Origin of the sequence: Streptomyces sp. NPDC006296, assembly GCF_040613235.1 — a bacterium.
Lineage (GTDB): Bacteria > Actinomycetota > Actinomycetes > Streptomycetales > Streptomycetaceae > Streptomyces.
Genome location: NZ_JBEXRT010000002.1, coordinates 127,185 through 151,079 on the forward strand (window position 1 = coordinate 127,185; position 23,895 = coordinate 151,079).

The following is a 23,895-nucleotide window of genomic DNA, read 5'->3' on the forward strand; positions in this document are numbered from 1 at the left end:
ATGTCCCTGCTCGACCGGCTCGACCGCTCGGGAGAACAACTCACCTTCTACGTACGGGCCCTCGTCTGGATCCCCCGGACCCTGCACCGCTACCTGAAGGAGGTCCAGAGGCTGCTCGCCGAGGTCGCCTTCGGCAGCGGCGGCCTCGGGGTCGTCGGCGGGACCATCGGCGTGATGATCGCGATGACCCTCGCCACCGGTTCGGTCGTCGGCCTCCAGGGCTACGCCGCCCTCGACCAGATCGGGACCTCCGCCTTCACCGGCTTCATCTCCGCCTACTTCAACACCCGGGAGATCGCCCCGCTCGTCGCCGGGCTCGCCCTCTCCGCGACCGTGGGCGCGGGCTTCACCGCCCAGCTCGGCGCGATGCGGATCAACGAGGAGGTCGACGCCCTCGAAGCGATGGGCGTGCGCTCCCTGCCCTACCTCGTCACCACGCGGATCATCGCCGGCGTGGTCGCCATCGTCCCGCTGTACGCGATCGGGCTGCTCTCCTCCTACCTGGCGTCCCGCTCCATCACCGTGCTGTTCAACGGACAGTCGGCGGGCACCTACGACCACTACTTCAACCTCTTCCTCTCCCCGGACGACGTGCTGCTGTCGGTGCTCAAGGTGCTGATCTTCAGCGTGCTGGTGATCCTCGCCCACTGCTACTACGGCTTCCACGCGTCCGGCGGACCCGCCGGGGTGGGGGTGGCCGTGGGCCGGTCGGTGCGCAACGCCATCGTGCTCATCAGCGTCACCGACTTCTTCCTCTCGCTCGCCATCTGGGGCGCGACCACGACGGTGAAGGTGGCCGGCTGATGTCCTCCACCACGGCGCGGACGGTGCGCCGCAGACTCGCCGGCACGGCCTTCCTGCTCGTGCCCGTGGTCCTCGTGCGGCTCTCGGTCGCGGTGTACGAGAAGGACTTCACCGACGACGCCACCGTGACCGTGCGCACCGGGAGCGTCGGCAACGAGATGCACGACAACGCCGAGGTCAAGCTGCGCGGCGTCGTGATCGGCGAGGTCCGCCGCATCGAGGCCGACGGCGACGGGGCGAGGCTCACCCTCGCCATCCGGCCGGACCGGATGGACCGGATCCCGGCCGACGTCACCGCGCAGATGCTGCCCACCACCCTCTTCGGCGAACGCTTCGTCGCCCTCGTGCCGCCCGCCGTCCCCTCCGCCGAGACGCTCCGGGCCGGCGCGGTGATCCCGCAGGACCGCTCCAGCAACGCCATCGAGCTGGAGGAGGTCCTCGACAACGTCCTGCCGATGCTGACCGCGGTCAAGCCGGAGAAGCTCGCCGCCACCCTCGGCGCGGTGTCCCAAGCACTCGAGGGACGCGGCGACAAGCTCGGCGACACCCTGGTCACCCTCGACGCCCACCTCAAGGAGTTCAACCCGCAACTCCCCACGCTCAACGCGGACATCAAGGAACTCGTGAAGGTCAGCCACCTCTACGCCGACGCCGCGCCGGACGTCCTGGACGCGCTCACCGACTTCACCACCACCAGCGGCACGATCGCCGAACAGCAGGCGGAGCTCGCCGACCTGTACGGGTCCACCACCGCCTCCGCCAACGACGTCACCGCCTTCCTGCGGAAGAACAAGGACAACCTCATCCGTCTCTCCGCCTCCGGCCGCCCCACCCTGGAACTCCTCGCGGAGTACTCCGACGCCTTCCCCTGCACCCTGCGCACCCTGGCCGGATTCGTGCCCGCCATGGACAAGGCGCTCGGCAAGGGCACCGACACCCCGGGGCTGCACGTCTCCGTCAAGGCGGTGGAGTCCAGGGGCCGATACGTCGCCGGCCGGGACACCCCGGTCTACGACGCGACCGGCGGCCCGCGCTGCTACGCGGTGCCCTACACCGGCAGGACCGCCCCGACCGCCGACGCGCGCCGGGCCGCCGCACCGGCACCCGGCGCGGACGGCCCCGGCACGTCCGGGGCCCCCGCCGCCGACGGCGCGCTCGGCATGCCGAACTCCCCCCAGGAGAGCCGGCTCGTCAACGAACTCGTCGCCCCCTCACTCAAGGTCCAGCCGCGGTCCCTGCCCGACTGGAGCAGCGTGCTCATCGGTCCGGCGTTCCGCGGTGCGGAGGTGAAGCTCAGGTGAAGCGCCGCTCCCTCACGGGACCGCTCGTCAAGTCCCTCGTCTTCGTCGTGGTGACCGCGCTGGCCACCACCGTCCTGGCCCTGTCGATCGCCGACACCGGCGTCGGCGACACCACCCCGTACAAGGCGCGGTTCACCGACGCCACCGGACTGGTCGTCGGCGACAGCGTCCGGATCGCGGGTGTCAAGGTCGGCCAGGTCGAGTCCATCGCGGTCGCCGACCGGCGGGAGGCGGAGGTCGGCTTCGCCGTGCGCAAGGGCCGCACGCTGCCCGCCTCGGTGACCGCCTCGATCAAATACCTCAACATGGTCGGCCAGCGCTACATCGATCTCGGCCAGGGGGCCGGGCCCGTGGGGGCGACGTTCCGGTCCGGGGGCACGATCCCGCTGTCGCGGACCACCCCCGCACTCGACCTCACCCAGCTCTTCAACGGCTTCCGCCCGCTCTTCGAAGGGCTCTCCCCGCCGGACGTCAACCAGCTCGCCGGCTCCCTCGTGCAGGTCCTCCAGGGAGAGGGCGGCACCGTCGACAGCATCCTCTCCCACGTCGGATCGCTGACCGGCACCGTCGCGGCCAAGGACAAGGTGATCGGCGAGGTGATCAAGAACCTCAACACGGTCCTCAAGACCGTCAACGACCGCGAGGCGGGCTTCGACGAACTCGTCGTGACCCTGGAGAAGCTCGTCAGCGGCTTCTCCGGCGACCGCAAGCCGCTCGGCGACGCGATCACGGCGATGGGCGCCCTCACCACCGTCACCGCGGACCTCCTCCAGGACGGCCGCGCGCCCCTGAAGGAGGACATCGCCCAGCTCGGACGGCTCAGCGGAGAACTCGACCGGGGAGCACCGCAGATCGAGAACTTCCTGCGGAGGACGCCCGCCAAGATGGAGGCCGTCACCCGCCTCACCTCGTACGGCTCCTGGCTCAACCTCTACCTGTGCGAGGCGAAGGTCACCGGGGTGACGACCGAGGACGGCAGCGCCCCGCCCACCGGCATCACGATCGGCGGATCGAGGTGCACGGGATGAGGATCAAGCCCGCACGGGAACGCGACCCCGTCGCCCTCGGCGTCGTCGGACTCGTCGTCCTGGCCCTCGTCGGCCTGGCCGCCTACCGGGCCGACGCCCTGCCCTTCATCGGCGGCGGCACCGTCTACAGCGCCGACTTCACCGAGTCCGCCGGACTGGACACCGGCGACGAGGTCCGGATCGCCGGGGTGAAGGTCGGCGAGGTCACCGGCGTCTCGCTCGACGGCGGCGAGGTGAAGGTCGACTTCCGGGTCGAGGACGCCTGGATCGGCGACTCCTCCACCGTCGGCATCGCCGTCAAGACCCTCCTCGGCGACAAGTACCTCGCCGTCGACCCGCTCGGCGACGCGCCGCAGGACCCGGACTCCCGCATCACCTCGCGCCGGACCACCTCCCCGTACGACGTCACCCAGGCGTTCGACGGGCTGGGCGAAACCATCGAGGAGATCGACACGGCGCAGCTCGCCGAGAGCTTCGAGGCCATCTCCGACACCTTCAAGGACTCGCCGCCCGACGTGCGCAGCGCCGCGGAAGGTCTCTCCGCCCTGTCCAGGACGGTCTCCGCGCGCGACGCGCAGCTCGCCACCCTCCTGCGGGGCAGCAAGCAGCTGACCCGGACCCTCGCCACGAAGAAGAGCAGCTTCGAGACCCTGCTGGAGGACGGCAACCTGCTCCTCGGCGAGATCCAGGCCCGCCGCGACTCCATCCACCTGCTGCTCACCGGGACCCGCGACCTCGGCACCCAGCTCACCGGTCTGGTCGCCGACAACGACAAGCAGCTGGGACCCAGCCTCGACGCGCTGGGACGGGTCACCACCGTCCTGGTGAAGAACCGCAAGAGCCTCGACAAGGTGCTCTCCATGGCCGGCACCTACAACCGGCTGGTCGGCAACACCCTCGGCAACGGGCGGTGGTTCGACAACTACGTCTGCGGAGTCGTCCCGAAGAGCTACCTGCCCCGGGACACACCGCCGGCGAACGACTGCATGCCGCCGAAGCAGGGGGGCCGCTGACATGAGACGCACCCGCATCATCGGCATCGGTGCCGGACTCGCGGTCGTGGCCGTGGCCGTCGGCTCCGGTGTGAGCGCCATGGACCGGGACGGCACCACCGTCACCGCCTGCTTCGACCGGGCCACCGGGGTGTACGCCGGATCCGACCTGCGGATCCTCGGGGTGAAGGTGGGCACCGTCGAGTCGGTGGAGCCGCACGGCGAGGAGGTCCGGATCACCCTGCGGCTCGACGAGGGCGTCGAGGTCCCCGCGGACGCGCACGCCGTCGTCGTCGCGCCCAGCCTCGTCGCGGACCGGTACGTCCAGCTGGCCCCCGCCTACACCGGGGGAGCGCGGCTGGCGGGCGGCGCCGTGCTCCCCGCCGAGAGGAACGCCACCCCGGTCGAGGTGGACCAGCTCTACGCGTCGATCACGGAGCTCTCCACCGCCCTCGGCCCGGACGGCGCCAACGCCGACGGGGCACTCTCCGGACTCCTGAGGACCGGGTCCGAGAACATCCAGGGCAACGGAGCGGCCATCGGAGACTCCATCGAGCAGTTCGGCAAGGCCACGAAGACCCTCGACAGGTCCAGCGGCAACCTCTTCGACACGTTGTCCTACCTGCAGACCTTCACCACCGTGCTCAAGGAGAAGGACGGTGAGGTGCGCGCCGCCGAGCAACAGCTCAACACCGTCGCCGGCTTCCTCGCCGACGACAAGGAGAACCTCGGGGCGGCGCTGAAGGAACTGGGCACCGCGCTCGGGCAGATCAAGGGCTTCATCCGGAAGAACCGGGGCGCCCTCAAGGAGAACGTGGACCTCCTGGTCCCGCTCACCCAGACCCTGGTCGACCAGCGCGCCTCGCTCGCCGAGTCGCTCGACACCCTGCCGCTCGCGGCGGGCAACGTACTCGAGTCCTACGACCCGGCGAACCGCACCCTCAACGGGCGCACCGACCTCAACGAGCTGTCCATGGGCGGCCCGCTCACCGAACCCGGGGCCGGCACCGCCGGACTCCAGGGCCTCGCCCCGGTGGACACCGCCCGGCGGAAGGCCCTGCCCGTCCTGCCGCTGCCCGCCGTCGGCACCGTCTACGGCACCCCGGACGACACCGCGGCCGCCCGGACGGGCGGAAAGAAGAAGGAGGACGGCCGATGAGCCCCGCCCGGCGCGGCCCCGGCAACCGCGTGGTCGCGGGCCTCGGCGCCCTGGTGGCCGCCGGCGTCTGCTGCGTGCTCGTCGTCACGACCACCGGCCTGCCCTCGTTCGAGGGCATCGACCAGCTGCCGCTGCCCGGCGGGGCCGACCTCGGCGACCACCCCTACGAGATCACCGCCGAGTTCAAGGACGTGCTCAGCCTCGCCCCGCAGTCCTCCGTCAAGGTCAACGACGTGGCCGTGGGCCGGGTCACCGGGATCAACCTCGTCCCGGGCGCCTGGACCGCCCGGGTGACCATGCGCGTCAACGGGAGCATCAGGATGCCCGCCAACGCCTACGCCCACCTCGAACAGTCCAGCCTCCTCGGCGAGAAGTACGTCCAGCTCTCCCCGCCCGCCGACGGAACGGCGAAGGGGTCGCTGGCCGACGGCGACCGCATCCCGCTCGCCCGCACCAACCGCAACCCCGAGGTCGAAGAGGTGCTCGGCGCCCTGTCCCTGCTCCTCAACGGCGGCGGCGTCGCCCAGCTGAAGACCATCACCACCGAACTCGACAAGGCCCTGGCCGGACGGGAACCCCAGATCCGCTCGATGCTGAAGCGCGTCGACACCCTGGTCACCGACCTCGACACGCACAAGGCGGACATCACCGACGCGCTCGACGGCGTCAACCGGCTCGCCGCCACCCTCGCCACCCGCAAACAGGACGTGGGAACCGTGCTCACCGGTCTCAGCCCGGGCCTGAAGGTGCTGGAGCAGCAGCGCGGATCGCTCCTCACCATGCTGCGCTCGCTGGACACGCTCTCCACCGTCGCCGTCGACACGGTCGACAGGAGCAAGGCCGACATGATCGCCGACCTCAAGGCGCTCGCACCCACCCTCACGGCACTCGCGGACTCGGGGAAGGACCTCCCCGACTCCCTCCAGGTGCTGCTCACCTACCCGTTCACCGACGAGGTGCTGCGCGGGGTGAAGGGCGACTACCTCAACGTCTACCTGGACGTCACCGCCGTGCCCGGCACACAGATCATCCCCGCGCTCACCCCGCCGGCGACCGGCACCGCGCGGACGTCCGGCGGCGCGCTGCCCCTGCCGCTCCCGTCGGTCACCGCACCCGGTACGGAGGGAACCCGCCGATGATCACCCTCGCCGTCCGCCTGAAGAACATCGCCTTCCTGGTCATCGCGGTACTCGTGCTCGGCCACCTCGGCGCCCGGTACGCCGACCTCGGCCACTACGTCGGACTGCGCGACTACTACACCGTCACCGTCCAGCTGCCGCGGACCGGAGGCCTGTTCACCCACTCCGACGTCACCTACCGCGGTGTCTCCGTCGGCCGGGTCGGCCCGATCGGGCTCACCGACGAGGGCGTCGAGGCGGAGCTGCGCATCGAGGACGACGCACCGCCCATCCCGGACCGCCTGGAAGCCGTCGTCGCCGGCCTCTCCGCCGTCGGTGAGCAGTACGTCGACCTGCGGCCCTCCCGTGCGGACGGTCCGTTCCTGGAGAACGGCTCGGTCATCGACCAGGCGGACACCACCGTTCCCGCGCCCGTCACCGATGTCCTCACCAGCGTCAACGACCTCGCCGCCTCCGTCGACACGGAGGACCTGCGCACCGTCGTCGAGGAGTTCGGCGCGGCGTTCGAGGGGCGCGGGGACGACCTCCAGGTACTCCTGGACACCGGCGGTGATTTCGTCGAAGCGGCCGACCGGGCGCTGCCGACCACCACCCGGCTGATGGCGGACGGCGAGATTGTCCTGCGCACCCAGGCCGAACAGGGCGAGGCGCTCAAGGGGTTCGCCTCCGGAGCCGAGGAGCTCGCCGCCGAGCTGAAGGGCTCCGACACCGACCTGCGACGGCTGATCGCCGCCGCGCCGGGCGCCACCGCCCAGATCAGCGGACTCCTGCGGGACGTCGAACCCGGCTTCGGAGTCGTCGTCGCCAATCTCCTGACCACCTCCGAGGTCGCCGTCACCCGGCAGCGGGGACTGGAGGAACTGCTCGTGAAGGTGCCCGCGGTGGCCGCGGCCGGGGCGAGCATCATCGACGGGGACGGACGCGCCCGGTTCGGGATGTCCGTCACCTTCTTCGAGCCGCTGCCCTGTACCTCCGGATACGGCGCCACCACCTACCGCCCCGGCAAGGACCTCTCGCCCGCCCCACCGGTCAACACGAAGGCGCGCTGCGCGTCCTCGCCCGGCAGCGGCGTGAACGTCCGCGGCAGTGCCAACGCCCCCGACGGCGGCGGGGTGCCGGAACCCGCGAAGCCCGGCTCGCTGATCGCCGGCACCGACGGGTCCGGACCGCCGGGCGCCCTCGGCGTCAGGGGGGACACCGGAAGCGCGGCCCCCGGCATGGCGGGGCTGCTCGGCCTGGGAGGGGGCGCGTGAACGCCCGTACGAAAAACCTGGGCGGCTGGGCGGCCGTGCTCGCGGCCGTGCTGGTCTGCGCGCTCGGCGGCTGGTCCTACGCGCAGGCCCGCGGCGACGACACCCTGGCCCGTGCCACGGCGCGTGACGAGGCGACCGCCGACGGCCGGAGCGCCCTCGCACGGCTCACCAGCATGGACGGCACCAGCGCCGCCCGGGTGGGGGCCGGGCTCGCGGCCTGGCTGGACGCCTCCACAGGCCCGCTGCACGAGCGGCTGGCGGGCTCCCGGAAGAAGGACGCCGCCGAACTCACCGAAGCCGGGACGACCGCGCGCGGCAAGGTCACCGACGCGGCCCTCACCGCACTCGACACCGGGGCCGGAACCGCGGTGCTGATCGCCACCGTCGACGTCGTCGTCACCCCGCGCACCGGCGCCGCCGGCACCGAGCGCAAACGCTTCGAGGCGACCCTGGCCCGCACCGGCGGCGGCTGGAAGATCAAGGCACTGGACGCGATACCGGTCGGGAGCGGCGGATGACCCGGCCCGGAGGGACCACGGTCCAGGACACCTCCCCGAAGCCGGACCCGGCGGCGGGCGACGACGGCGCCGGCACCGCTGAGCCGGACACCGCCCGCCGGGCGCCCTGGCGCCGGGTCCTCGCGGCGGGCCTGGCGGTCGTCCTGCTGGCCGCCGGGGCCGTCCTCCTCGTCAAGGGGCAGCAGCTGCGGGACACCCCGGCGACCTCGAACCGCGCGCTGACCGACACCGCCGGGACCCACCGGGTGGTGGGCGACGTCAGCAGCGCCCTGGGCGCGGTCTTCTCGTACAACCCCCGCAGCACCGCCGCCACCAGGGAGGCGGCGGAGCGGCTGCTGGCCGGCAGGGCGCTCCAGCAGTACGCGGCGCTGTTCGGCCAGGTCGAGAAGCAGGCCGCCGACCAGAAGCTCACGCTGACCTCGCAGGCCGTACGCGCCGGAGTCACCCGGCTCGGCACCCGCAGCGCCCACCTGCTCGTCTTCCTCGACCAGGTCTACGAGCGCGAGGGCAAGGACGCCACCACGGCCGCCGCCCAGCTCTCGGTCACGGCGGAACTGCGCGGCGACCGCTGGATCATCGTCGACATCACCTCCAGGTAGGGGAGACACATCCATGGCACGGCTACGGACGACGAGGAACCCGCTGGTGGTGGCGGCGAGCGTGCTGGCGGTCGCGGCGGCCGGCGCGGCCGGCTGGGGCGGCTGGGAGCGCTACGCCGCGGCGCACGACGACGCGGCGGCCTACGCCGCGGCCCGCGACGCCGCGCTGGCCGCGGGGGAGCAGGCCGTGCAGAACATGAACACGCTCGACCACGCGAAGGTGGAGCGGGGACTCGACCGGTGGGAGGACTCGACCACCGGCGACCTGCACAGCCAACTCGTCGACGGCAGAGCAGCGTTCGTCAAGCAGATCGAGGCGGCGCGGACCGTCAGCACCGCCGAGATCCTGTCGGGCGCGGTGACGGAGCTCGACGAACGGGCGGGCAGGGCGGGGGTGATGGTCGCGCTGCGGGTCACCGTGACGGCCCCGGAGGGCAAGCCCGCGGTCAAGGAGAGCCGGATGCTCGGGCAGCTCACCCGCACCCCCGAGGGATGGAAGCTCAGCGCCCTCGGCCAGGCCCCGGTCGGCAACACCGCCGGCTGAACCCCGCCCGACCGCACCGCCCTTCGAGAGGACTACCGACATGTCCACGACCCGGCACCTCGTCAACCGCCGCCGCAGGCTCGCCACCGTCACCGCGGCGGCCGCCGCGCCCCGCGCGACCACGGCCCCGGCCGAGCCGGCCGGTTCCGTCGAGACCCCTGAGGCCACTGAGGCCCACAAGTCCGCTGAGGACCGTGAGCCCCACGAGCCTCCTGAGGACACCGACACCGACACCGCCCCCGACGCCGGACCTGACGCGTCCGACGAGGCGGCCGGGAAGGGACACGCTCCCCGCAGAGCACCGCGCCTGCGCATCCGCCTCCCCGCCGCCCTCTGCACCGCCACCGTCGTCCTCGGGGCCTTCGCCGCCTGGGCGTTCGGCTCCGCCGCGACCCTCCGCGAGGACCCCACGCGGCAGAACACCGCCCTCACCGACATCAGCCGGACGAGCGAGGTCAAGGGGCAGATCTCCGAGGCCGTGGGCGCCGTCTTCTCCTACACGTACGCGTCCGCGGGCACGTCGGACCTGGCCGCGCAGAAGTACCTGACCGGCAAGGCGGTCCAGCAGCACAAGGACATGCTCGCCGAGGTACGCGCACAGGCCCCGGAACAGAAGCTGGTGCTCACCACGACCGTCACCGAGAGCGGGGTCGAACTCCTCGACGGCGACCGGGCCCGGCTGCTGGTCTTCGCCGACCAGAGCAACACCCGCACCGGCAAGGACGAGGAGACGACCTACGCGGCCGCCATGTTCGCCGTGGACGCCGTACGCCGCGGTGACACCTGGCGGATCGCCGCCATCGACACGTTCACCCGCTGACCCGGAGAGGGAGCACCGATGAGGTTCGACGGAACGATGCGCCGCGGGCTGACCGGCACGGCCACCGCCGTGGCCGCCATGGCGGCACTCACCGCGTCCCAGGCCCCCGGTCTCGTGGGCGGTGCCGACGACGCCGTGAGGAGCACGGCGGACGAGGTGGTCTGGACCGAGGTGCCGAACGACGACAGCTACCACACCGAACTCCCGCCCCTGCGGTCACCGGAGCCGCCCGAGCCCCTGAGGAGCGGGAAGCGGCCGGGTCCCGCGGTCGTCCGCGCCTGGACCGAGGCGGGCATCCCCGCGACCGTCCTCGCCGCCTACCGCGCCGCGGAGAGCGCCCTCGGCCGCAGCGACCCCGGGTGCGGGCTCCCCTGGCAGCTGCTCGCCGCGATCGGCAAGGTGGAGTCCGGCCACGCGGGCGGGGGCCGGGTGGACGCCGCCGGCACCACGCTCACCCCGATCCTCGGCCCCGTCCTCGACGGAGCCGGCTTCGCGCACATCCCGGACACCGACGGCGGGGTGTACGACGGCGACACCCGGTACGACCGGGCCGTCGGGCCGATGCAGTTCATCCCCTCCACCTGGGCGCACTGGGGCCGGGACGGCAACGGCGACGGACGCAAGGACCCCGGCAACGTCAGGGACGCCGCCCTGGCCGCGGGCCACTACCTCTGCGCGGGCGACCGCGACCTGTCCGTACCGGCCGACCTGGACCGGGCGGTCCTCAGCTACAACCACTCCGCCGCCTACCTGCACACGGTGCTGTCCTGGCTGGAGTTCTACCGCAAGGGCACCCACCCGGTCGCCGACGGCGAGGGCGTCGTCCCGAGGAGTCCCGGAGCGGGCGGCCCCCACGCACCGCAGGCCCCGGTCGGCACCCCCGGCGGCCCCGGCGGTCCCGGCAAGGGGGACGGCATCGTCGTCGGCCCGCAGCCCGGCGGAAGCCCGCGCCCGTCCACCTCACCCACCGTCACCCCCACCCCCGGGCCGACGGACTCCGGCAGCCCCGGCCCCGGTCCGACCACCACCCCGGATCCGACCACGACGCCCGACCCGACCACGACACCCGACCCGACCACCACCCCGGACCCGACCACGACGCCCGGCCCGACGGAGTCCCCCGACCCCGGCTGCCCCACCGACCCCGCACCGACCCCCGCACCGCCCCCCGATCCGGCCGCCCCCACCGGTGAGCCCTGCCCCACCCCCACCGCGTGACCGCTCAGCCGCGGTCGAACACCTCCGACAGGTCGTACCGCACCACTTCCTCCAGCTGCGCGTAGGTGCAGCCGGAGGGAGTGCGGTCCGGCCGCCACCGGCGGAACTGCGTGGTGTGCCGGAAGCGGTCCCCCTCCATGTGGTCGTACGCCACCTCGCAGACCCGCTCCGGCGCGAGAGGCACCCAGGACAGGTCCTTCCCGCCCGACCACCGGCTCGGAGCGCCCGGCAGCCGTGCGCCCTCGTGCGCCGACGCGTCCGCCCAGGCGGCCCACGGATGGTCCGCCGGACCGATGCGCGACGGCTCCAGCTCCTCGACGAGTGCGGCGCGCCGCTTCATCGGGAAGGCGGCGCACACCCCCACGTGCTGGAGGGCGCCCTCCGCGTCGTACAGGCCGAGCAGCAGCGAGCCCACCACGGGACCGCTCTTGTGGAAGCGGTAGCCCGCCACCACGCAGTCGGCGGTCCGCTCGTGCTTGATCTTGTACATGGCGCGGGCGCCCGGCCGGTACGGCAGGTCCAGCGGCTTGGCCACCACCCCGTCGAGCCCGGCACCCTCGTACCGCTCGAACCACTCCCGTGCGAGGGCCGGGTCCGTGGTGGCCGGGGCGAGGTGCACGGGGGCCGAGGCGTCCGCCAGCACCTCCTCCAGGATCCGCCGCCGCTCGGCCTGCGGGGCGGTGAGCAGGGACCGGTCGTCCAGCGCGAGGACGTCGAAGGCGACGAGGCTCGCCGGGGTCCGCTCGGCGAGCGTCCGCACCCGCGAGTCGGCCGGATGGATGCGCTCGCTCAGCCGGTCGAAGTCCAGCCGCCCGTCGTGGGGCAGGACGATCTCACCGTCGATCACACAGCGCCGGGGGAGACGCTCCAGCACGGCGGCGACCACCTCGGGGAAGTAGCGGGTGAGGGGCTTGCCCGTCCGGCTGCCGATCACCACCTCGTCGCCGTCCCGGTGCACGACCGCCCGGAAGCCGTCCCACTTCGCCTCGTACTGCATCCCCGGGGGAATCGCGGACACGGACTTGGCGAGCATCGGCTTCACGGGAGGCATCACCGGCAGATCCATGGCCCGATTCTCACCCGGCGCACCCGGTACGTCCTCCGATGTGCGGCGTATGTGGGCCCGGCCTACGGTGGCCGACATGGGAGCTGGAGCAGCGGTGGAGCTGGACGTGGACGGCCGGGCCGTACGGCTGTCCAGCCCGGACAAGGTGTACTTCCCGGAGAAGGGCTACACCAAGAGGGACGTGGCCGACTACTTCCGGGCCGTCGGACCGGGAATCCTCCGAGCCCTGCGCGAGCGCCCCACCACGCTCCAGCGCTTCGTCGACGGGGTCGAGGGCGACTTCTTCTACCAGAAGCGGGCGCCGAAGAACCTCCCCGACTGGACCCCCACCGCCAGGATCGAGTTCCCCAGCGGCCGGCACGCCGACGAGCTGTGCCCCACCGAGCTCGGGGCCGTCCTCTGGGCGGCCAACCTCGGCACCCTGACCTTCCACCCCTGGCCGGTGCGCCGGGCGGACACCGACCACCCGGACGAACTGCGCATCGACCTCGACCCGCAGCCCGGCACCGACTACGCCGATGCGGTGAAGGCGGCCCACGAGCTCCGCTCGGTCCTCGACGACCACGGACTGCGCGGCTGGCCCAAGACCTCCGGCGGGCGCGGCCTCCACGTCTTCGTCCCGCTCGTCCCCGAGTGGACGTTCACCCAGGTCAGACGCTGTGCCATTGCGGTGGGCCGAGAGCTGGAGCGCCGGATGCCCGACCTGGTGACCACCGCCTGGTGGAAGGAGGAACGGGGCGAGCGGATCTTCGTCGACTACAACCAGACGGCCCGCGACCGCACCATCGCCTCCGCCTACTCCGTGCGCCCCTTCCCGCACGCCCCCGTCTCCGCACCCCTGCGCTGGGAGGAGATCGACGACGCCGAGCCCCGCGACTTCGACCTGCGGACCATGCAGGTGCGGTACGCGGAGGTCGGCGACCTGCACGCGGACATGGACGACCACGCCTTCCGGCTCGACCGGCTGCTGGAGCTGGCCCGGCGGGACGAGCACGAGCACGCGCTCGGCGACCTGCCCTACCCGCCGGAGTACCCGAAGATGCCGGGCGAGCCGAAGCGGGTGCAGCCCAGCCGCGCCCGCCACGACGGCGGCGGTGCCGCGTGACGGGCGGGGCCACCGGTGGCCACGGGGCGCACGGCAGGCCGCCGACCCGGCGGGAGAGGTGGGAGGCGTACAAGAAGTCGCCGTACCTGCCCGCGGTGGTCCTGCTCTTCATCCTCGCGGCGGCGGCCGGGCTCTTCGCCGGGTCGTACACCTATGCGATGGCCAATCCGACCCCGCACCACATCCCGGTCGCGGTCGTGGAGCAGCCCCGGACGCCCCGCGTCGGGGAGTTCGTCCAGGGCATGGAGAAGGCGCTCGACGCCTCGCTCGAACTGCACGGTTACCCGGACGCCGCGCAGGCCGACGGGGCCCTGGACGGCCAGCGGGTCTTCGCGGTCCTGCGGAGCGCCGGGCCGGGCGTGGTGATGGAGGTCGCCGGGGCCTCCGGCGCCACCGTCGCCCAGCTGCTCGGCGAGACCGGACTGAAGGTCTCCGACTCCCTGGGCGTCCCGCTCACCGTCAAGGACGTCAAACCGCTCCAGCCGGGGGACCCGCGCGGCCTCGCCCTGTTCTACATCTCCCTCGCCGCCGTCATCATCGGCTTCGTCGGGGCGATCCAGCTCAGCGTCCACGCCCGGGCGCTGAACCCGCTGGAGCGGATCCTGTTCACCGTCGCCTACGCCCTGCTCGGCGGGTTCGCCATCGCCGCGGTGGTGGACTGGGGGCTCGGTGCGCTCGACCTGCCGTTCGCGCAGTCGTGGCTGATCCTGGCGTTCACGATGTTCACGTCGGGGATGGTCTTCACGATGTTCAACACCCTCCTGGGCCGGTGGGCGATGATCCCGACCTGGGGTGTCATGGTGCTGCTCGGCAATCCGTCGTCCGGCGGGGCGGTGTCCTGGCCGCTGCTGCCCTCGCTGCTCGGGCACGTCGGGCGCTGGCTCCCGCCCGGAGCCTCGGTCAACGCCCAGCACACCGCGGTCTACTACCAGGGCCACCAGTACCTCTTCCCGTACCTGGTGCTGGCGGCCTGGGCGCTGGTGTCCTGCACGGTCTTCTGGGTCTGGCGGCACCGGCACCCCGGAGGCCGCGACCGCGTGCCGGAGCACGCGGCCGCGGCCGCCTGAGTGTGCCGTCCCGCTCCTACAGCTCCTTGACGCGGACGTCGCGGTACGAGACCACGTCCGTGGTGCTGTGGACCTGGAGGCCGATGTAACCGGAGGCGTACCGCCGGCCGTCGGTGCCCGGGTCGTCGCCCCGCGGCGGCTCGAAGAGCTGGCCGCCGTTGTTGTCGAACTCGTTCAGCAGGACACCGTTGCGGTAGATCGAGTAGTGCTGGTCCACCACCCGGACCTCGTAGTCGTTCCAGGTGCCCTTGGGCGTGACGCCCGCGCCGCCGAGGCCGACCCGGTCGAAGCCGTAGACGGACCCGGTCTTGTACATGTCGCCGTCGGGCCGGTCGTTCACCTGGATCTCATGGCCGTACTTGATGGCGACCCACTCCGGACGGGACTCCTCCGGGTGGTCGTGGACGTTCGGGAAGCGGACGAAGACCCCGCCGTTGGCGTTGCCCGCGCCGGGTGCGTCGTCGCGCCACTGGAGCTTCAGCGAGAAGTCCCCGTACTGCCGGGCCGGGAACCACAGCATCCCCATGCCGTCCACGGTGGTGGAGCTGGTGATCGAGCCCTCCTCCTCGTTCAGCGTGAACTTCCCGCCGCCGACCTGCTCCCACTTGGCGAGGGAACCGGCGGTGCCGTCGAACAGCTTGCGGTAGCCCTCGTCCTGGCCCGGCCGGCCGATGCCGGACTGCTTCGCCGCCTTGTAGATCTTCTTGTGCTCACGGGCGTCGACGACGCCGTCGGTGAGGAGCTTGTCCAGGACCTTGTCGACGTGCTTGAGGAACAGCGCGTGCGACGACCAGTCCTTCTCGTCCTCGATGAGCTCGTTGATCGTGCAGCGGTTGCCGGTCAGCCGGTTGGGGACACCCGTGTCGACCGTGCCGACGATGACGGTGAGCCGCTCGTCGAACTCCGGGCAGTTGGGGGCCGGAACGCCGCCGCTCTGTGCGACGGTGAACGAGGACTGCTTGGCCTCCGAGGTGTTGCCCGCCTTGTCCGTCGCCCGGTGGGCGAACGTGTGGTAGCCCACCCGGTCGACGATGACCGGGGAGGAGTAGGCCAGGTACGGGCCGCCGTCCAGGGAGTACTCGATCCGGTCCACGCCCGAGTCCGCGTCGGTCGCGGTGACCGTGGCCTTGGCGCTGGTGATGAACGCGCCGTCCGAGTTCTTGTCGCCCGACACCACCACGGTGGTCTCCGGCGGCGTCTTGTCCTGCGACGGGGGCTCGACGACGGTGAACTCGACGGACTTCTCCGCCGCGACGTTGCCGGACCGGTCGGTGGCGCGGTAGCGGACGGTGTGCGTCCCCACCTCGTGCACCATCACGGGCGCGGTGTAGGGCTGCCAGTCGCCGTCCGCCCCGAGGGCGTACTCGACGGTGTTGACGCCCGAGCCGGTGTCGGACGCGGTCACGGTGACCGTGGCCATGCCGAGGTAGGCTCCCGCGTCGTCCTTCTCGCCGGAGACGGTCGCCGAGGTCTCCGGCGGCGTCTCGTCGTCCGTCGGCGGCGCGGCGACCTCGAAGTCGACGGACTTCTCCGCCGCCGCGTTGCCCGCCTTGTCGGTGGCGCGGTAGCGGACGGTGTGCGTCCCCACCTCGTTCACCACGACGGGGGCCGTGTAGGGCTGCCAGTCGCCGTCCGCCCCGAGGGCGTACTCGACGGTGTCCACGCCCGAGTCCGCGTCGGTCGCCGCCAGGGTGACCGTCGCCTGGCCGATGTACGCGCCGTCGGCGTTCTTGTCGCCGTCCACCGTCGCCGAGGTCTCGGGGGCCGTGGTGTCGTCGCCACCGCCGCCGCCCTCGGTCACCTCCAGGATGCCCTGCATCGAGCCGTGGCCGGGGATCGTGCAGTGGTAGAAGTACCGGCCCGGCGTGAGGGTGACCTCGACACTGTGCTTGCCGCCCTCGCTGTCACTGGGGTTGGCGAGGATGTTGACCGGGACGTCGCTGTTGTACTCCGGGTCCGACACGCTGAACGTCAGCGTGTGCGGCATGCCCGTGGTGTTGCCGGTGGCCGTGCTGTTCTCGAAGACGATGGTCGCGGCACCGGCCACGGCGGTCTTGGGCGCCGTGAGGTAGTGGTCGATGGGGTCGCCGGCCGTCCAGTTGAGGACCTGGTCGGCGGCCTGCGCCGCCCGGTCGTCGTCGCGGCCGTACGCGGCGGTCGACGCGAGCCCGAGGACCATCAGGAACGAACCGAGCAGGGCGAGCCACCACCGGGCGGGCCCGTACCGCTTCCGTGTGCGGAGGGAAGGATGTCTCACCGGTCTGCCGCCTTCCTGGCCAGGTCGGCGGCGGCCGGGGTCGGACCGCCGCCCTTGTACGTCACGCGCCACAGCGCGGACTTGGGGTCGGAGGTGAAGAAGCCGCGTCCGTAGTCCAGGACGTACAGCGACCCGTCCGGGGCGAACTTCCAGTCCATGAGGTTGCGGATGCCGTCCGCACCGACGGGAATGATCTTCTTCAGGGACTCGGCGTGCGTGGGCAGACCGCCCTTGCCGACCGTCTTCGGATCGGTCAGCACGGCGTGGCGCGGCTGGGTGTCGTCGTAGAAGTCACCCACGAACCACTTCCCGTCCCAGTAGGACGGCCACTTGGCCTCGCTCGTGCTCGCCGCGTCGTAGCGGTACACCGGGCCGTTCATCGTGGCCTGGCCACCGCCCTTGAGCCAGGGCAGGAGCTCCTTCTGCTCCTCGGGCTTGTAGCTCGGGACACCGTCGGCGTCGCGCGGGTAGTCGACGCCGCCGCCCTGGGGGGAGTACCAGATGGTGTTGCCGGTCACCGGCGGAAGCTTGACCAGGCCGTCGTTGTTCGGCGACTCGTTCCGCGGGGCGTCGCAGTCGTACCAGCCGAGCGGCTTGGACGGGTCGGGCAGGTTGCGGTCCCGGTAGGGCTGCTTGTTGCCCATGCAGTACGGCCAGCCGTGGTTGCCCGCCTTGGTGATCGCGGAGAACGTGTCGTACTTCGCCGGGCCCCAGGTGGTGCTGGGAGCGCCCGCGTCGGGTCCGACCCAGCCCGCGTAGAGGGTGTCCGTCGCCGTGTCGACCGAGATGCGCGCCGGGTTGCGCACGCCCATCACGTAGATCTCGCCGCGGGTCTTGCCGCCGCCCTCGTCCGGCTCCTTGCCGGTGAAGAGGTTGCCCTCGGGCAGGGTGTAGGTGCCGTCGTCCTCGGGGTGGATCCGCAGGATCTTGCCGTTGAGGTTGTTGGTGTTGCCCGCGGTGCGGCGGGCGTCCGCGAAGGACACGCCCTTGTAGTTCGGCTCCGGGTTGTTGCCCGAGTAGCCGTCGGTGAAGCCGGAGGAGTTGTTGTCACCCGTGGCGACGTAGAGGTTGCCCTTGGAGTCCCAGGCCATGCCGCCGCCGGCGTGGCAGCAGCTGTGGATCTGGACCGGCCAGTTCAGCAGCACCTTCTCGGACGCCAGGTCCAGCTTGCTCGTGGCGTGGTCGAAGGTGAAGCGGGAGACCTGGCGCACCGCCATCTGCTTGTCGCGGTCGATCTTCGCGTGCGGGGTGTAGTGCAGGTAGACCCAGCCGTTGGTGGCGAAGTCCGGGTCCAGCTCGATGCCGAGCAGGCCCTCCTCCACCTTGACCAGCTCGTCGCCGCCGCCCTTGTTGCCGAAGACGCTCAGCTTGCCGGCGAGGGTGACCTTCTTGGTCGCGGGGTCGTACACGTGGATCTCGCCCGCGCCCTTGCCGACGTTCGGGTCCTTCCAGTCCGTGACGACCGGCACGCTGCTGTCCGCGCCGCCGCGGCCGATGTAGAAGACCCGCCCGTCCTTCGCGGTCACCAGGCCGTGCGGCTCACCGATCTGGTCGTTCTGCCCCGGCTGGTTGGGCTGGGTGAGCCGCTCCGCCGTGTAGTTGGAGTCGATGGTGGCCTTGCAGTCGGCCTGCGAGGTGCGGTTCGTCCAGGCCAGCGCGCCGCGCAGGTGGTCCCGGAAGTCGGTCTCGGCGAAGCCGGCGGCCGTACCGCCCATGGCGGTGTAGAACGAGCGTCCGCCGTCGTAGTCGCGGCACCAGGAGACCGGGTGGTCCCAGCCGTTGGCGCTCTTGCCCGGCGCGTAGGTGATCTCGCGGACGCGCGCCACCGTGTGCACGTCGCCCGACGGGTTGTCCTTCCAGTTCAGCCACTTGTCCGGGCGCTTCCACTCCAGCGGGAGGTTCTTCGTCGCCGGGTGCTGCCGGTCGCCGATCTCCACGGTGGCGCGCTGCACCGCCGTCGGGCTGTCCGCCGCCGGGCGGGCGCCGATCAGACCGGTGAACCAGTCCGAGTACGGCTCGGTGCGGGCCGCGTCGTGGATGCCGAGGAAGCCGCCGCCGGCCTCCATGTAGGCCTCGAGACCGGCCTCCTGCTCCGGGTCGAGCACATCGCCGCCGCCGGTCAGGAAGACGACCGCGTTGAACGAGCCGAGCCGCTTGCCGTTGGTGAAGACTCCGGCGTCGTCGGTGGCGACGGTCTTGAAGCGCCCCGCCTCGGGTCCGCTGAGACCGATCTTCTCGATGGCCTCGATCCCGGCGTCCACGTTCGCGGGCTCCTCGCCCGCCGAGGCGTGGAAGACCAGGACCTTGACGTTGGCCCCGCCCGGCGGCGAGGGAAGGGACAACGTTGTCGCCACCCTTTCCTTCAGCCCCGGGCCGGGAGACGGGCTGGCGGTGGCCGCGTTGCCGCCGAGCAGGGACGCGGTCAGGCCGCCGATCGCCACCGCCGCCGCGATACCGCGGCGCGATCTGGACCTGTGATGTGGTGTGCGCTGCATGTGGTCACCCACCCCTCTGGGTCACTTCTCCGGTCACTTCTTGTCACTTCCTGCCACTTCCTGGGCGTCGCGACTCTGAAGTCACGGTGACAGCGCACGAAGCTAGACCTCTTTTCGTGACTCGCCAATAGCTATGGCAGCAATCGAACGAACTTTGTCCTGAGTGTGGATAAACCAACGGGCCCCGGCTACCGTGTGGGCCGTCCAGAGGAGCAGTACGCCAGTTTCCGTCTGTCAGTGGGGAGTTCGACATGGACCGAAGGACCTTCAACCGCCGGATGCTGGTGGGCGGCGGTGTGGCGGCGGCCACCGGCGTGACATCGATGTCGCTCGGCGCGGTGCAGGCCACCTCCGCGGAGAACCCCGCGAAGACGGCCCCCGCGGGCGGCGCCGTACGCCATCTCAAGCTGTACGCCGAGAAGCTGCCGGACGGTCAGCTCGGCTACGGCCTGGAGAAGGGCAAGGCGTCGGTGCCCGGTCCGCTCATCGAGATCACCGAGGGCGACACGCTGCACATCGAGTTCGAGAACACCACGGACGTCGACGCCAGCCTCCACGTGCACGGTGTCGACTACGACATCGCGAGCGACGGCACCCGGATGAACCGCAGCCACGTCGAACCGGGCGGCACCCGTACGTACACCTGGCGCACCCATGTCCCGGGCCGGCGCAAGGACGGCACCTGGCAGGCCGGCAGCGCGGGTTACTGGCACTACCACGACCACGTCGTCGGCACCGACCACGGCACGGGCGGTATCCGCAAGGGCCTCTACGGACCCCTCGTGGTGCGCCGCAAGGGCGACGTCCTGCCGGACAAGACGATCACGATCGTCTTCAACGACATGACGATCAACAACAAGTCGGCGTCCGAGAGCCCGAACTTCGAGGCCACCGTGGGCGACCGGGTCGAGGTCGTGATGATCACGCACGGCGAGTACTACCACACGTTCCACATCCACGGGCACCGCTGGGCGGACAACCGGACGGGACTGCTCACCGGGCCCGACGACCCCAGCCGAGTGATCGACACCAAGATCTGCGGCCCCGCCGACTCCTTCGGCTTCCAGATCATCGCGGGCGAACACGTGGGAGCGGGCGCCTGGATGTACCACTGCCACGTCCAGAGCCACTCCGACATGGGGATGGCCGGACTGCTGCTCGTCGCCAAGGCCGACGGCACGGTCCCCGGGTACGACCCGCCGCACCACGCCGCGGGCGCGGCCGGGGACCACGCGCACTGACCCCCGGTCAGGCCCCGGACGGCTCCGGCCGGGCCCCGGAGGCGAGCCGCTCCTGCTCCTCCTCGACGATGCGCCGGGCGATGCCCCCGTCCGACACGTCGACGGCGTCGGGCGTCGACTCGGCGACGTCGCTGCGCCGCGCGTAGGCGTCGAAGAGCCGGTCCTTGCGCTCCAGGATGTCCAGCATCCGCTGGTCCACGCTGTCCGCCGCGAGGAGCCGGTGGACGTGCACCGTGCGGACCTGGCCCATCCGGTGCGCCCTGGCCACCGCCTGGTGCTCCAGGGCCGGTTTGATCTGCGGCTCGCACAGGATGACGACCGAGGCCGCCTGGATGTTGAGCCCGACACCGCCGGCCTGTATCTGGCTCAGCAGGACCGCGTGCCCGTCCACCGCGCCGAAGGCGTCGACCAGCTCCTGCCGGCGCGCGGCCGGGAGGCTGCCGGAGACGGGCCCGAACACCCCGTCGCCCAGCGAGTCCCCGACGGCCCGGAGCACCTCGCGGAAGTAGGAGAACACCACGACCTTGAGGCCGTTCTCCTCCGCCTCGCCGACCAGCTCGCGCAGCCGGTTCAGCTTCGCCGACGTCCCGGGCCGGGCGTACGCGGCGCGGCGCATCCGCATGAAGTGCCCGGAGCGGACCGCCTCGCGGTACTCCTCGTGGTCGGCGGGGGAGAGTTCCTCCCACTCGTCGGCCCGCACCAGCGTGGGGAGTTCGCCCAGCACGTCCTGCTGGTTGCGGCGCAGGTAGGCGGGGGCGACCGCCCGGCGGAAGGCGCCCGATCCCGCGGCCCCGTGGGTGGAGGCCACCGGCGGCTCCGTCCCGGGGCGCACCTGGCGGACCAGGCTCCGGAACTCCTCGACCCGGTTCTCCATCGGGGTACCGGTCAGGAACAGCACCCGGTCGGTGTGCCGGGTCCAGCCGTGCACGGCCCGGGACCGCCGCGTCTCGGGGTTCTTCACGAAATGGGCCTCGTCCACCACCACCATCCCGGGCCTGACCCCGGACCCGGCGCCCTCGGGCAGCGTGTGCAGGGCGTCGAAGGTGGTCAGGGCGACCCCGCCCCGCTCGCACCACTCGTCGAACGCCCCCCGGCGGTCCGGGCCGTGCACCTGCACGGCCCGCAGGGTGGAGCGCGAGACGACCTCCCGCCGCCAGTTGATCAGCACGCTCGCCGGGCACACCACCAGGAAGTGGGTCTCGCCGCCGGCCGCGAGGTGGGCCAGGGCGGCGATCGCCTGCACGGTCTTGCCCAGTCCCATCTCGTCGCCGAGGATCACCCGCTTCTGGGCCAGCGCGAACCGTGCCCCGAAGGACTGGTAGCCGCGCAACGACACGCGCAGGAACCGGTCGTCGAGCCGCAGGCCGCGCACCCGGTCCGCGAGGTCCGCGGGCAGGAACCCCTCGGCGGCGTCGCGGTCAGGTCCGCTGCCCGACAGCTCGGCGAGCAGGCTGTAGTACTCGGCCGACCGCAGCTCGAAGTCGACCCAGGCGGCCGACTCCGACGCCGGGCCGCGGAGCAGGTCGACGGACGCCTGCCCGAACAGGGTCCGCAGCCCGCGTGAGTCCGCGTCCTGGACCGCCGTCCGGACGGAGGCGACGGCGGTCAGCGCCCCGGTGCGGGCCGGCCGGCCCGAGAACAGCATCCGCAGCCGGCTCCCGGCCGGTCCGGCCGCCGTGAGGAGGGGGTCCAGCTCCGTGGCCAGGCGCCGCGCGGCGTCGACCGCCCGGCGTGCGTCGGGACCCGCCTCCACCAGCCGGTGCAGCGCGACCAGCAGCGCGGTCGTGGCCGCGTCCGGCGCGTCCATGTCGATACGTACGGCGACGGTGTCGACGACCGCGTGCGCGATCTGCCGCGCGGCGGCCAGTGCCTGGTCGGCCGTCCGGGCCCCGACACCGGGGATCTGCCGGAGCTCGTGGCGCCCGGCCCGGTGGACCAGTCCGACCGTGCCGTAGCCGGCCCTCTCCAGCGCTCCGGTCCGCAGCCTGCCCTCGGTGACGTCCGCGAGCCGGGCGACCGGGACGGCGGCCAGTTCGAGCCCGACGAGGCCGTCCAGCACGGGGGTGAGCGCGGCCCGCGCGGACTCCACGGCCGCGCGGTGGTCGTCCAGCACCGCGCGGGCCGCGCCGACGAGCTCCCGCGCCTCCTCGATCAGCCGGCGTGCGGCCCTGCCTCCGGAGACCTCGTCCCCGGGTACCGCCTGAGCCATCCCGCCCCCTGTCCCCGCCCCTGAGCCGGCTGTCACCGCGGGCCCACCACCACCGGGTTCATCGTCCCACGGGGCCCGTGCCGCCCCGTACGGCACGAACTGCGACGGCCGCCGCCCGGTGCCAGACTCGGAGGGACGGAACCTCTCCGCCCGTGCGGACGAACGCCACCACGCGACCGCTGAAGGAGTCACCATGCTCGATCCGTCCTTCGAGACCGGCGCCCCCGACTGGGTCGACCTCGGCACGCCCGACATCGACGCGGCCACGACCTTCTACAGCGGCCTCTTCGGCTGGGAGCTGGTGCCCGGCGGCCCCGAGACCGGCGGCTACGGGACGTACCGGCTGCGGGACAGGACCGTCGCGGGGGTGATGACCGTGCCCGAGGGCCAGGGCAGGCCCTCCTGGTCGGTCTACTTCCAGAGCCCCGACGCCGACGCCACCGCGCGGACGGTGGAGCTGGCCGGGGGCAGGGCCGCGTTCCCGCCGATGGACGTGCTGGACTACGGGCGCATGGGCGGCTTCACCGACAACAACGGCGCGTACTTCGGTGTCTGGCAGCCCGGGACGAACCCCGGTCTCGGCATGATCATGGAACCCGGCTCGTTGATCTGGTCGGAGCTGTACACCCCGGACGTGCCCTCGGCAGCCGCGTTCTTCCACACGGTCTTCGGCTGGCAGACCCGCCAGATGGACTTCCCCGGCGGCACCTACACGGTCGTACGGCCCGCGGGCACGGACAACGACGAGTCCGCCTTCGGAGGGCTCGTGCCCCTGGACCAGGTGCCCAGCGAGACGGCGGCCGGACCGCACTGGCTGCCCTACTTCGCCGTGGACGACACCGACGCCGCGGTGTCCGCCGCCGAGCGGCTCGGCGGCCGGGTGACCATGGCCGCCACGGACCTGCCGGAGGTCGGCCGGATCGCCACCTTCGCCGACCCCGCGGGGGCCGCCTTCGCGGTCATCAGGCCCGCACCCATGGGGTAGGCCGCTGCCGCGCCCCGACGGCCCGGCGGACCGCACACCCGGCCGGGCCCCCGTTGACGCATCGTTGATCACCTGTTTATCGCGGCCGGGCACTG

Annotated in this window: 20 protein-coding genes; 16 read left to right on the plus strand and 4 right to left on the minus strand. The window is 72.2% G+C overall.

The annotated features are described in order from the left end of the window. From ABZ172_RS01945 to ABZ172_RS02000, 12 genes are read left to right on the plus strand one after another with little or no spacing between them, the layout of a single operon-like run. Positions 1-804, plus strand: a complete 804-nt coding sequence (locus ABZ172_RS01945) for an ABC transporter permease (protein ID WP_356879125.1) — start codon at positions 1-3, stop codon at positions 802-804. Next, entirely contained in the window at positions 804-2,105 is a 1,302-nt protein-coding gene (locus ABZ172_RS01950; RefSeq protein WP_356879127.1) for an MCE family protein, read from the plus strand. The genes ABZ172_RS01945 and ABZ172_RS01950 overlap by 1 nt, the downstream gene beginning before the upstream one ends. Then, positions 2,102-3,133 carry an MCE family protein gene (locus tag ABZ172_RS01955; protein WP_356879129.1) on the plus strand — a complete coding sequence of 344 codons (1,032 nt, stop codon included), beginning with the start codon at positions 2,102-2,104 and terminating at the stop codon, positions 3,131-3,133. Before ABZ172_RS01950 ends, ABZ172_RS01955 begins: the two co-directional genes overlap by 4 nt. Then, positions 3,130-4,146: an MCE family protein gene (locus ABZ172_RS01960; RefSeq protein WP_356879131.1), complete on the plus strand. Its 1,017-nt coding sequence runs from the start codon at positions 3,130-3,132 to the stop codon at positions 4,144-4,146. Before ABZ172_RS01955 ends, ABZ172_RS01960 begins: the two co-directional genes overlap by 4 nt. Before the next feature lies 1 nt (position 4,147). Beyond that, positions 4,148-5,284, plus strand: coding sequence for an MCE family protein (locus ABZ172_RS01965; RefSeq protein ID WP_356879133.1), 1,137 nt, complete (start codon positions 4,148-4,150; stop codon positions 5,282-5,284). Then, positions 5,281-6,423, plus strand: coding sequence for an MCE family protein (locus tag ABZ172_RS01970; RefSeq protein WP_356879135.1), 1,143 nt, complete (start codon positions 5,281-5,283; stop codon positions 6,421-6,423). The genes ABZ172_RS01965 and ABZ172_RS01970 overlap by 4 nt, the downstream gene beginning before the upstream one ends. Further along, positions 6,420-7,676 carry an MlaD family protein gene (locus ABZ172_RS01975; protein ID WP_356879137.1) on the plus strand — a complete coding sequence of 419 codons (1,257 nt, stop codon included), beginning with the start codon at positions 6,420-6,422 and terminating at the stop codon, positions 7,674-7,676. Before ABZ172_RS01970 ends, ABZ172_RS01975 begins: the two co-directional genes overlap by 4 nt. Then, a complete protein-coding gene (locus tag ABZ172_RS01980; RefSeq protein WP_356879139.1) occupies positions 7,673-8,194 on the plus strand; it encodes a hypothetical protein in 522 nt (173 codons plus the stop codon). The genes ABZ172_RS01975 and ABZ172_RS01980 overlap by 4 nt, the downstream gene beginning before the upstream one ends. After that, positions 8,191-8,793, plus strand: a complete 603-nt coding sequence (locus tag ABZ172_RS01985; RefSeq protein ID WP_356879141.1) for a hypothetical protein — start codon at positions 8,191-8,193, stop codon at positions 8,791-8,793. The genes ABZ172_RS01980 and ABZ172_RS01985 overlap by 4 nt, the downstream gene beginning before the upstream one ends. Before the next feature lie 13 nt (positions 8,794-8,806). Continuing rightward, entirely contained in the window at positions 8,807-9,337 is a 531-nt protein-coding gene (locus ABZ172_RS01990) for a hypothetical protein (protein WP_356879142.1), read from the plus strand. Between the two features lie 40 nt (positions 9,338-9,377). Then, on the plus strand, positions 9,378-10,157 hold the full coding sequence (locus ABZ172_RS01995; protein ID WP_356879144.1) for a hypothetical protein: 780 nt from the start codon (positions 9,378-9,380) through the stop codon (positions 10,155-10,157). Between the two features lie 18 nt (positions 10,158-10,175). Beyond that, positions 10,176-11,375: a lytic transglycosylase domain-containing protein gene (locus tag ABZ172_RS02000; protein ID WP_356879146.1), complete on the plus strand. Its 1,200-nt coding sequence runs from the start codon at positions 10,176-10,178 to the stop codon at positions 11,373-11,375. Between the two features lie 4 nt (positions 11,376-11,379). On the opposite strand, the gene ABZ172_RS02005 is transcribed toward ABZ172_RS02000, so the two are convergent. After that, positions 11,380-12,441, minus strand: coding sequence for an ATP-dependent DNA ligase (locus ABZ172_RS02005; RefSeq protein ID WP_356879148.1), 1,062 nt, complete (start codon positions 12,439-12,441; stop codon positions 11,380-11,382). A gap of 94 nt (positions 12,442-12,535) precedes the next feature. Between ABZ172_RS02005 and ligD the strand changes: the two genes are divergently transcribed. Both ligD and ABZ172_RS02015 read left to right on the plus strand, forming a co-directional pair. Further along, positions 12,536-13,546, plus strand: a complete 1,011-nt coding sequence (gene ligD, locus ABZ172_RS02010) for a non-homologous end-joining DNA ligase (RefSeq protein ID WP_356879381.1) — start codon at positions 12,536-12,538, stop codon at positions 13,544-13,546. Continuing rightward, the gene (locus ABZ172_RS02015; RefSeq protein WP_356879150.1) at positions 13,543-14,613 is read left to right on the plus strand and encodes an ABC transporter permease; all 1,071 of its coding nucleotides are present in this window, start codon (positions 13,543-13,545) and stop codon (positions 14,611-14,613) included. The genes ligD and ABZ172_RS02015 overlap by 4 nt, the downstream gene beginning before the upstream one ends. Before the next feature lie 16 nt (positions 14,614-14,629). Here ABZ172_RS02015 and ABZ172_RS02020 read toward each other — a convergent pair whose 3' ends face one another. Both ABZ172_RS02020 and ABZ172_RS02025 read right to left on the minus strand, forming a co-directional pair. Then, entirely contained in the window at positions 14,630-16,870 is a 2,241-nt protein-coding gene (locus ABZ172_RS02020) for a family 16 glycoside hydrolase (RefSeq protein ID WP_356879152.1), read from the minus strand. Then, a complete protein-coding gene (locus ABZ172_RS02025; RefSeq protein ID WP_356879154.1) occupies positions 16,867-19,365 on the minus strand; it encodes a ThuA domain-containing protein in 2,499 nt (832 codons plus the stop codon). Before ABZ172_RS02025 ends, ABZ172_RS02020 begins: the two co-directional genes overlap by 4 nt. Positions 19,366-19,616: 251 nt before the next feature. Here ABZ172_RS02025 and ABZ172_RS02030 point away from each other — a divergent pair, with 251 nt between their 5' ends. Continuing rightward, complete coding sequence (locus ABZ172_RS02030; protein ID WP_356879156.1) at positions 19,617-20,606, plus strand: multicopper oxidase domain-containing protein; 990 nt, start codon at positions 19,617-19,619, stop codon at positions 20,604-20,606. A gap of 7 nt (positions 20,607-20,613) precedes the next feature. Here the strand turns inward: ABZ172_RS02030 and ABZ172_RS02035 are convergent, their stop codons facing one another. Then, entirely contained in the window at positions 20,614-22,815 is a 2,202-nt protein-coding gene (locus tag ABZ172_RS02035; protein ID WP_356879158.1) for a DEAD/DEAH box helicase, read from the minus strand. 193 nt (positions 22,816-23,008) lie between these two features. Between ABZ172_RS02035 and ABZ172_RS02040 the strand changes: the two genes are divergently transcribed. Further along, a complete protein-coding gene (locus ABZ172_RS02040; protein WP_356879160.1) occupies positions 23,009-23,800 on the plus strand; it encodes a VOC family protein in 792 nt (263 codons plus the stop codon). Positions 23,801-23,895: the final 95 nt, after the last annotated feature.

Bases quoted from the DNA above. Each gene is read 5' to 3' on its own strand.
- ABZ172_RS02000 (WP_356879146.1), top strand. From the start codon at position 10,176: ATGAGGTTCGACGGAACGATGCGCCGCGGGCTGACCGGCACGGCCACC.
- ABZ172_RS02040 (WP_356879160.1), top strand. From the start codon at position 23,009: ATGCTCGATCCGTCCTTCGAGACCGGCGCCCCCGACTGGGTCGACCTC.
- ABZ172_RS02035 (WP_356879158.1), bottom strand. From the start codon at position 22,815: ATGGCTCAGGCGGTACCCGGGGACGAGGTCTCCGGAGGCAGGGCCGCA.
- ABZ172_RS01970 (WP_356879135.1), top strand. From the start codon at position 5,281: ATGAGCCCCGCCCGGCGCGGCCCCGGCAACCGCGTGGTCGCGGGCCTC.
- ABZ172_RS01945 (WP_356879125.1), top strand. From the start codon at position 1: ATGTCCCTGCTCGACCGGCTCGACCGCTCGGGAGAACAACTCACCTTC.
- ABZ172_RS01950 (WP_356879127.1), top strand. From the start codon at position 804: ATGTCCTCCACCACGGCGCGGACGGTGCGCCGCAGACTCGCCGGCACG.
- ABZ172_RS01975 (WP_356879137.1), top strand. From the start codon at position 6,420: ATGATCACCCTCGCCGTCCGCCTGAAGAACATCGCCTTCCTGGTCATC.
- ABZ172_RS01985 (WP_356879141.1), top strand. From the start codon at position 8,191: ATGACCCGGCCCGGAGGGACCACGGTCCAGGACACCTCCCCGAAGCCG.
- ABZ172_RS01965 (WP_356879133.1), top strand. From the start codon at position 4,148: ATGAGACGCACCCGCATCATCGGCATCGGTGCCGGACTCGCGGTCGTG.
- ABZ172_RS02005 (WP_356879148.1), bottom strand. From the start codon at position 12,441: ATGGATCTGCCGGTGATGCCTCCCGTGAAGCCGATGCTCGCCAAGTCC.
- ABZ172_RS02030 (WP_356879156.1), top strand. From the start codon at position 19,617: ATGGACCGAAGGACCTTCAACCGCCGGATGCTGGTGGGCGGCGGTGTG.
- ABZ172_RS01995 (WP_356879144.1), top strand. From the start codon at position 9,378: ATGTCCACGACCCGGCACCTCGTCAACCGCCGCCGCAGGCTCGCCACC.
- ABZ172_RS01990 (WP_356879142.1), top strand. From the start codon at position 8,807: ATGGCACGGCTACGGACGACGAGGAACCCGCTGGTGGTGGCGGCGAGC.
- ABZ172_RS01960 (WP_356879131.1), top strand. From the start codon at position 3,130: ATGAGGATCAAGCCCGCACGGGAACGCGACCCCGTCGCCCTCGGCGTC.
- ABZ172_RS02025 (WP_356879154.1), bottom strand. From the start codon at position 19,365: ATGCAGCGCACACCACATCACAGGTCCAGATCGCGCCGCGGTATCGCG.